This window comes from Pseudohalocynthiibacter sp. F2068 (genome assembly GCF_023015645.1).
Classification (GTDB): Bacteria; Pseudomonadota; Alphaproteobacteria; order Rhodobacterales; family Rhodobacteraceae; genus Pseudohalocynthiibacter; species Pseudohalocynthiibacter aestuariivivens.
Genome location: NZ_JALKAK010000032.1, coordinates 1 through 8595 on the forward strand (window position 1 = coordinate 1; position 8595 = coordinate 8595).

At 53.6% G+C, this 8595-nt stretch carries 6 protein-coding genes; all 6 read left to right on the plus strand.

The window, feature by feature from the left end; all coding sequences use genetic code 11:
• Window positions 1-190 precede the first annotated feature (190 nt).
• The 6 genes from MWU63_RS20095 to MWU63_RS20120 all read left to right on the plus strand — a co-directional run bounded on the left by MWU63_RS20095 (window position 191) and on the right by MWU63_RS20120 (window position 8314).
• Window positions 191-1465 carry a tetratricopeptide repeat protein gene (locus tag MWU63_RS20095; protein ID WP_247079746.1) on the plus strand — a complete coding sequence of 425 codons (1275 nt, stop codon included), beginning with the start codon at window positions 191-193 and terminating at the stop codon, window positions 1463-1465.
• Between the two features lie 184 nt (window positions 1466-1649).
• A complete protein-coding gene (locus MWU63_RS20100; protein WP_247079748.1) occupies window positions 1650-2507 on the plus strand; it encodes a PhnD/SsuA/transferrin family substrate-binding protein in 858 nt (285 codons plus the stop codon).
• Window positions 2508-2515: 8 nt separating this feature from the next.
• On the plus strand, window positions 2516-3937 hold the full coding sequence (locus MWU63_RS20105) for a HAMP domain-containing sensor histidine kinase (RefSeq protein ID WP_247079750.1): 1422 nt from the start codon (window positions 2516-2518) through the stop codon (window positions 3935-3937).
• Complete coding sequence (locus MWU63_RS20110; protein WP_247079752.1) at window positions 3931-5172, plus strand: sigma 54-interacting transcriptional regulator; 1242 nt, start codon at window positions 3931-3933, stop codon at window positions 5170-5172. Before MWU63_RS20105 ends, MWU63_RS20110 begins: the two co-directional genes overlap by 7 nt.
• 158 nt (window positions 5173-5330) lie before the next feature.
• On the plus strand, window positions 5331-5849 hold the full coding sequence (locus MWU63_RS20115) for an arsenate reductase (azurin) small subunit (RefSeq protein ID WP_213891538.1): 519 nt from the start codon (window positions 5331-5333) through the stop codon (window positions 5847-5849).
• A gap of 17 nt (window positions 5850-5866) precedes the next feature.
• Entirely contained in the window at window positions 5867-8314 is a 2448-nt protein-coding gene (locus tag MWU63_RS20120; protein WP_247079754.1) for an arsenate reductase (azurin) large subunit, read from the plus strand.
• The last annotated feature ends 281 nt before the right edge of the window (window positions 8315-8595 follow it).

Below are 8595 nucleotides of genomic sequence, written 5' to 3' on the forward strand. Positions count from 1 at the left end.
TTCAGCGCATCCTCATCCGAATACCGTTTCCGAGCCATCCCTTCTTCCTCCTGTGACACTCAAATAGTGGCTCAGTTTTAGGGGGCTAAGACAAGTATTGTCCAAACTCAGGGCTGTGGTGTTGCAGATGTTGACTCAAGACGGCGATGTGGCGAGCATGTCGCGGAACAGCTACTGACAGGTGCCCAACATGTTGGAAGACGCTTATGGAAATGACCTTGGCACTAATTCCCCGATCGCAAGGGATGCCTACGACGTTGGAGTGAAAAAATTCCTCGGCGCCGAACCGCAGGTCATTAACTCCTTTGAGTTCGCAATCGAAGCCGACGAAGGTTTTGCACTGGCTCATATAGGCCTGGCACGTGAGATGCAGCTGCGCGCTCGGCCCGATCAAGTCAAGGTGAGCCTTGCCCGCGCTCGTGAGCTTGCGCCTGGATTGAGCGCTCGGGAACGTTCGCATATTCGCGCCTCCGGACTCCTTCTTGAAGGCAAGTCGTCTGAGGCTCGCAGAGCGGTTTATGAACATGTTGAAGAATGGCCTAAGGACGTCATGGTTGCGCAAATGTGCACCAGTGTATTTGGCCTGATTGGGTTTTCCGGACTACCAGGTCGCGAGGCAGAACAACTTGCCTACACAATGCGCCTTGCACCTCATTATGAGGACGATTGGTGGTGTCGGGCCCAACTGGCATTCGCCCAACTCGAAGTCGGACAGCTGGACTCAGCAGAAGCCAATATTGATGCAGCGCTCGAGGCCAATCCTCATAGCGCGCATTCCGCCCACATCCGAGCCCATCTCTATTACGAAAACCGCGAAGACGAAGAGGGACTTCACTACCTTGCAGATTGGTGGAAACGATACGACCCGGAGGGAATTCTATACAATCACGTGTCTTGGCATGTCGGGCTTTGGTCTCTTGAATCCGGCGATCTCGATGGGATGTGGCAAGTGCTTGATGTTGACATTTCTCCGGAACACAGCAACGGACCACCGCTGAATGTACTGACCGACACTGCTGCATTATTGTTTCGTGCTGAACTGGCAGGAGTTGAAGTCCCAATCGATCGTTGGAAAAATTTAAGCGCCTATGCGCAGGCACGCTTTCCAAAACCGGGACTTTGCTTCGCTGATGTCCACGCAGCGATTGCTCACGCGCGCAGCGGTGATCAACAGGCCTTAAACGCTCTAGTCGATGGAGCACGGGGTCCTGCGGCTGATCTTACCCGGACGCTATCGACCGCCTATCGCGAGATGGAAGATGGTCACTACGCCCGGGCCGCCGAGCTTTTCTCTGAAGCCATGCGCGATCACGCCCGGATCGGTGGGTCCAACGCTCAGCGTGATCTGATCGATTTCTCGCTGGCTGCTTGCCTCGTCCGCGACGGACGACAGCAGGAGGCCCGGACCGTGCTATCGATTACACGACCGCGAGCGCTTGCGAAGGAACTGGTGGTCGGCCTATGAGACTGCAACTTAGCGTTGGTGTGTTTGACGTCAGCGCCTAGTGAGACTGCGGTTGTACCGATAAGGTTTGATAGTCAAGATGCGGTTTACTTTGAGCTGGTCCATCCTCTTGAACCGAACAACTGTCACTATTGGCTTGCGGTTGGGTCGGTCTTACGGTCTGATTTGAGGACGGAGTAGGGATATGACCTTACAGACACGACGAAGGGTTTTAGGTTTCGCGGGTGCGGCTCTTGCAGTTTCTGCGTTACCACTTTGTGCTCGGGAAACATTTCGTCTTGGGCTTACCCCTGTCTTTCTTGATAACGATGCCGAGGTTATTGGCCACCTTCGCGCAGCTTTGGAAGCAGCGCTTGGCGTTCCGATCGAACTTGAACAACGCCGCACATATGAAGAGGTGACAGGGCTTCTGCTGGAAGGCTCGGTAGATGCTGCCTGGCTTTGTGGTTATCCATTTTTGCAGCACCGACTGGCACTTTCACTGGTGGCTGTACCAGTTTGGAACGGGCAACCGCTTTATCAGTCCTATCTAATTACAGGTAAGAACGATGACGCATCAAGCCTTGAGGATCTGCGCGGTGGTACTCATGCGTTTTCCGATCCCGATTCAAACTCCGGATATCTTGTAACAGCTTCTGACCTTGCGCGCCGTGGCGTTCGGCCGGAAGGCTTTTTTCGACGCACGATTTTTACCTATGGGCATCGCAATGTGGTTCGGGCCGTGGCGGATGGTCTTGTACGCTCGGGAAGTGTTGACGGATATGTGTGGGAAGCCTTGGCAAAAGCAGAACCCGATCTTACCGCTCGCACCAAAGTGGTCTCGCGGTCCGAATGGCTTGGGTTTCCTCCTTTCTGCGCACGTGTTGATCGTATGGCGGAGAAACGGTTGGTGGCATTTCGCAACGCTTTACTTGGCCTTGATCAAACTGAAGAAGGCCGGTCAGCTCTTACTTTACTACAACTTGACGGGTTGATTTCTGGAGACTCCACGTTGTTCGAAGGTATCGAAAAACGCATCCAGGATTATGAAAAACTACGGTGATGGAAACAATGCGACGAATACCGCTTTCAATGCGTGTACCCCTTTTGGCAGCAGGCTTGATGATCCTCGCAGGTATCGTCGCGTCACAGCAAGTTCTGTCAACAATGGGTCAGTTTCAGGATGTCCGAATCCGGGAACTCGCTCAAGCGCAAATCGAAGCACTGTCGGTGGCACTTGGTCCGCATGTTCTACGTGACGACATTTGGGAAATATATGACACGCTCGAACGTGCTGCGGGCGAAACTGAAGAACAACGCATGACATTCACAGCAGTTGCCGACGAAAATGGGTATGTTTTGGCGGCTACAGATCCAGACCGCGCACCTCTGGACAGCTTGATAAGCGCACTAACGGCAGAGGCGCAGTCGCCAAAGACCCTTTCTGTTACAGGCGACGCTGAACGTATACGTCTGCTGGCACCGCTTTTGTATCAAGGCCGCGAAGTCGGGCAAATATTGACAGAGCTTGATGTGACAGACCTCGTCACTGAGCGCAGGCGTGCAGGACGGTTGTTGTTACTGGGGAATGCGCTTGCAACCGGGATTCTGGCACTTCTGGGTTATGTCGCGATGCGCCGAATGCTTTTGCCCATTACAAGGCTTGCCCGTCACATGCGCGAGACTGCCGACGCCCCAGAGCCTATTCCGGACTCCGATCTGCCTCGCGGAGACACGGAAATGACGAGGCTCGTGCGAACGTACAATGACATGGCAGGTGCCGTTGAAGCAAAGGCCGAAACAGAAAGACGCCTGGCCGAGCGCGAAAGATTTGTGAGCCTTGGTCGCCTGTCTTCGTCATTGGCCCATGAAATCAACAATCCGCTTGGTGGGCTGCTGAATGCAACGGACACGATCCGGCAATATGCTGACCGACCTGATGTCGTAAGACAGTCGGCGGACCTTCTTACGCGGGGGTTGAACCATATGCGCGATGTGGCACGGGCAACTTTAGATCAAAACCGCTTAGACCGCTCCAGCGCACCCTTGGCACCTGACGATTTCGATGATCTGCGCCTTTTGGTTGAACCAGAGATCATGCGACAGGAACAAAAACTGAATTGGCAAGTTGATGCTTCGGAAGAATGCTTGTCTCAGTTTGCTGCTGCACCGCTTCGCCAAATTACCTTGAACCTTTTACTGAATGCTTCAACGGCCTCTGGCGCCGGGGGCAGTGTCGGCCTTCGGATATCAGAAAAATCGTCTGAGCTCCGCCTTTCAATTTCAGATTCCGGACCGGGCTTGTCTGAAGCAGCGCGCGCGCGGCTGCTTTCAACAGGGCCATTGCCACTTGGCGGGGGCGTCGGCCTGCGCCTTGTTCATGATCTGATCGAGGAACTGAATGGGTTTGTTCTGGTTGACCGGCGGGATGGAAAAACCGCGATCGAAGTTGTCGTTCCTGTGCAACAGAAAAAAGAGGGCACACAATGCTGAGCGGGTTTCGCATAGCGCTGGTTGAAGACGACGAATTTATGGGGGCGTCACTAGTTCAACGACTAGAACTTGAAGGTGCCGAGGTGATCTGGCTGCGCCAGATTAACCGCGCAATCGGAGCGCTCAGAACGCCTCTGGCACCAATCGACGCGGTTATTTGCGACATTCGCCTACCCGACGGAAATGGAGAAGACTTATTTAACACCTTGTGTGCCTCAGCAAAGCCACCTCCGTTTCTGTTTATCACCGGGCACGGCGGGATTGAACAGGCGGTTCGTCTTATGCACGCTGGAGCATCAGATTATGTCACAAAACCCTTTGAAATTGCGGTTTTCCTTGAGCGGCTGGCAATGCTTCTTTCAACCAAGGCCCAGCATGACCTGCCCCCGGTCCTTGGGGTTTCTCCTGCTGCGCGATCCGTTGACGAACTGGCACTTAAGGCAGCGGGCGAAGATCGGCCGGTTTTGATACGCGGCGGTCCCGGAACCGGCAAAGGATTAATCGCGAAGAGGATACATCAGAGTTCTGATCGTCGCGCGGCACCATTTATTATGGTCAACCTAGCGCGTGAACCAGATGCCGGTAAGGCCTTGTTTGGCTCGGGCGGGGCCTTTGCAAAAGTAGGTGAAGGAATACTTTTTCTTCATGCTTTAAGCCGGCTACCAAGATCGGCGCAATCAACTTTGTTCAAAGCGCTCGACAGAGAATTTTCAGGGCGCGTTATAGCGACATGTGGCCATGAGATGGCCGAGATCGTAGAAAGCGGAGGGTTTCGCGCCGATCTTTTTTACCGATTGGACATGATAGAAATTCCGGTTCCGCCACTTGGTGACCGAACCGAAGATGCCGTCTGGATGATGGGTCAGCTTTTTGATGGTTTCAATACTCAGCGTGCCACGCCACTGCGAGGGATCAGTCGACTAAGCGAAGAAGCCGTTCGCGCGCATCACTGGTCGGGTGGAGGACGGGAATTGCGATCTCGATTGCTGAGGGGCGTAGAAACAGCAACTGGCGAATTTCTTCAACCGATCGATCTTTTCCCAGAAAGAATTGCGGAAGGCGACAGGATACTGACACTTGCTGAGGCACGTGAAACCGCTGAAAGACTTCAGATTATTGAAGCTCTGGAACACACTGGCGGGCAGATCGGGAAGGCCGCGAAACTGGTGAATGTGTCACGGACGACTCTGTGGGAAAAGATGCAGAGGCTGGGCATTGAAGTAAGTTCTAACTGAATGATTTTACAACTCGAAACGATGTTCAGAAATCCGAACAGAAAAAATAATTAATTTAAAACAATATATTGCAACGGCGGGGGGCGCAATTTTTGGCAAACCTTCCTTACGGCCAAAGTGGTAAACTTTCCATATAGTTTAAATGGGAGGAACCAACCATGAGATGCAAAAACATGGTGAATGTAGGGCGGCGCCAGTTTCTTCGTGGTGGCGCATTCGCCACTGCTGGGGCGGCGGTTGCGTCCGTATCCGGCACACAAGCAAAGGCAACGCCAGCGAACGCACGGGTGGACTACCCATCTAACCGTCTAGCTAATCTTTCGGAACTGGTTGTCAATGAACCACTTGATATCGAATATCCTGACGCTGACAGCCCGGGCGTTCTGATCAAGCTGGGTCAGGTCGTCGAAGGAGGTATTGGTCCGGACGGTGACATCGTAGCCTTTTCTACCCTGTGTCCACACAAGGGCTATTACATGTCGTACAACAGCGAAGACCGTACGCTGAATTGCCCCGGCCACTTCTCGCGTTTCGATGTTGAAGTTGGCGGCCAGCAAACCTGGGGCCACGCGACCAACAACCTGCCGCAGTTTGCGCTGCGGGTTGATGACAATGGTGACATTTACGCCGAAGGCGCGGACGAGCTGATCTATGGCCGTCTGAGCAACGTGCTGTAAGCGGGGAAGAAAAAAAAATGGCTTATAAAAGACAAATCGATCGCCTGCCCATCATTCCGGCGGATGCGAAAGAACACAATGTAACATGTCACTATTGTATCGTTGGCTGTGGCTACAAGGCCTACACTTGGCCAATGAACAAGCAAGGCACAACATCAAACAACAAGTTTGGACAAGATTTGGGCGAACAACAAAGCGCTGATTCAAATGCGTGGTATTCGCCATCAATGTACAATGTCGTCCGGCAAGATGGCAAAGATGTTCAGCTGGTTGTAATGCCGGATGGTGATTGCGTCGTGAACGCAGGGCTCGGTTCGATCCGCGGTGCTCGGATGGCAGAAAACCGTCCTTCAAAAGTTACCGGCACGCAACAGCAACGTTTATCGGACCCTCTGGTGTGGCGCAACGGTGTGATGCAACCGACCAGTTGGGACGACGCCCTGGACCTCGTGGCAAAAGTAACCGCACGCGTCGTGTCTGAAGGGTCCGAGGACGATCTGGTTGTGTCCATGTTTGACCACGGTGGCTCTGCCGGCGGGTATGAAAATACCTGGGGCACCGGCAAGCTCTACTTCGAGTCAATGAAAATCAAGAATTGCCGTATCCACAATAGGCCCGCCTACAATTCGGAGGTCCACTCAACCCGCGACATGGGTGTGGGTGAGCTGAACTACCAATACGCGGACTACGAACTGACCGATACGATCATGATAGTGGGTGCCAATCCGCTGGAAACTCAGACCAACCTGTTCCTGAACCACATGGTCCCCGGAATGCGGAATGGAGCACGCGTCATCTTTGTTGAGCCACGACGCACCGTTTCGATCAATGCGGCTGAAGAGGTGGCGGGCGCAGAAAATGTACTGCATCTTCAAATCAACACCGGAACTGATATGGCGCTCTTCAACGCTCTGCTGACTGAGATCGTGGACAAGGGCTGGATTGATGCCGATTTCATTGCCAACTCAACCTTCGAAGACGGTGTGGCCCAACCCGAGGATGCTGCCCACCCAGCAGCGCTTGGCAGCCTCAAAGTGGCGATGGAATCCTGCCGGGTGTCTCTGGACGAAGCCGAGGAAATCTGCGGCGTTTCAGCAGGTGATATCGCCACGGCAGCCGCGTGGATTGCCGAGCCCAAAGACGGAGCACGCCGTAAATGCGTGACCGCCTATGAAAAAGGCATCATCTGGGGCAACGACAACTACCGCACAATCGGTGCGCTGGTGAATATCGCGCTAGCCACCGGCAATGTCGGTCGCGAGGGTGGCGGTATCTGCCGTTTGGGTGGTCACCAAGAGGGCTACTATCGTCCGTCAGACGCCCATGTGGGCCGCCCAGCGGCCTATGTCGATCGGCTTCTAATCAGCGGACAAGGGAAAATTCACCATATCTGGGCCTGTGACCATTACAAAACTACCCTTAACGCCGCCAAGTTCAAGCAAGCACACAAGCGGCGTGCAGACATGGTGAAAACCGCAATGGACAATGCAGCGGGTGGCACACGTGAAGAGCTGATCGACGCGATTGTCGGTGCTGTCAACGCGGGTGGATTGTTCGTGGTTGATGTTGACATCATCCGCAGTCAGATCGGTGAAAACGCCCATGTAATCTTGGCAGCATGTGAATCCAACGAGATGAACCTCACTTCGATGAATGGCGAGCGTCGGATGCGCCTGTCAGAAAAGTACATGGATCCATTTGGCAACTCCATGCCTGACTGCCTGATTGCAGCCGGAATTGCCCAGCATATGGAGGCAGCACTTCGCGGGCTTGGCGAAGATGCTTATGCAGATCAGTTTCAAGGGTACGACTGGAAGACTGAGGAAGATGCCTTCATGGACGGTTACAACAAGGGCAACCCAGAAGTGACCTACGAGCGTTTGCGTGCAATGGGTAATAACGGTGTGTTGGAGCCAGTTGTCGGTTACGAAGACGGCAAGCTTGTCGGCACCGAGCGTCTGTTTTCCAATGGCACCTTTGGCACAGGTGACGGAAAGGCGCGGTTCTGCGCAGCCGGATGGCGCGGTTGGCAGGCAGATGGCAAGGAAGCCGAACAGAAGAAGTTCCAATTCTGGATCAATAACGGCCGCGCCAATATTTTCTGGCAAAACCAGTTCCTCGATCAGGATAACGACTTCATTCAGGATCGCTTCCCCTTCCCGTTCATTGAGATGAACCCGGCAGACATGGCCGATCTGGGTGCCAGTGCGGGCGACCTTGTCGAAATTTACAACGACAATGGGGCAACGCAGGCAATGGTCTATCCGACACCGACTGCGCGCAGGGGTGAAACACTGATGGTCTTTGGCTCTCCCGCCGGGTCGCAAGGCAACGTGATCAATCCTGGCGTAAACGAGTTGGTTCTTCCGGACTACAAGCACACTTGGGCCAATATCCGCAAAGTCGCGGACGCCCCGGAATCGGCCAGGCACATTTCGTTTAAGTCGAAGGAATACACTACCTAGGACAAATGATGTGATTGAAACGGGCGGCATACGGGCTGCCCGTTTTCATTTGTGAGAGCTATCTGCCACTGACAGTCGCATATTTAGCGCTTGGTGCGTGCATAGCTGTTTGTAATGTTTAATCCCATTATCTTGCCAAGTTCAAAGCGGCCGCTTTGTCCCGCTACCGCGGTCATTAGTGCAGAATGCAGCAAACTAACGCTTTGAACCCAATTTGATCACGATTTTATCGAAAGCCTATTACTGCTGCGAAACCAGTAGGAATACTTTGACACCGAGAT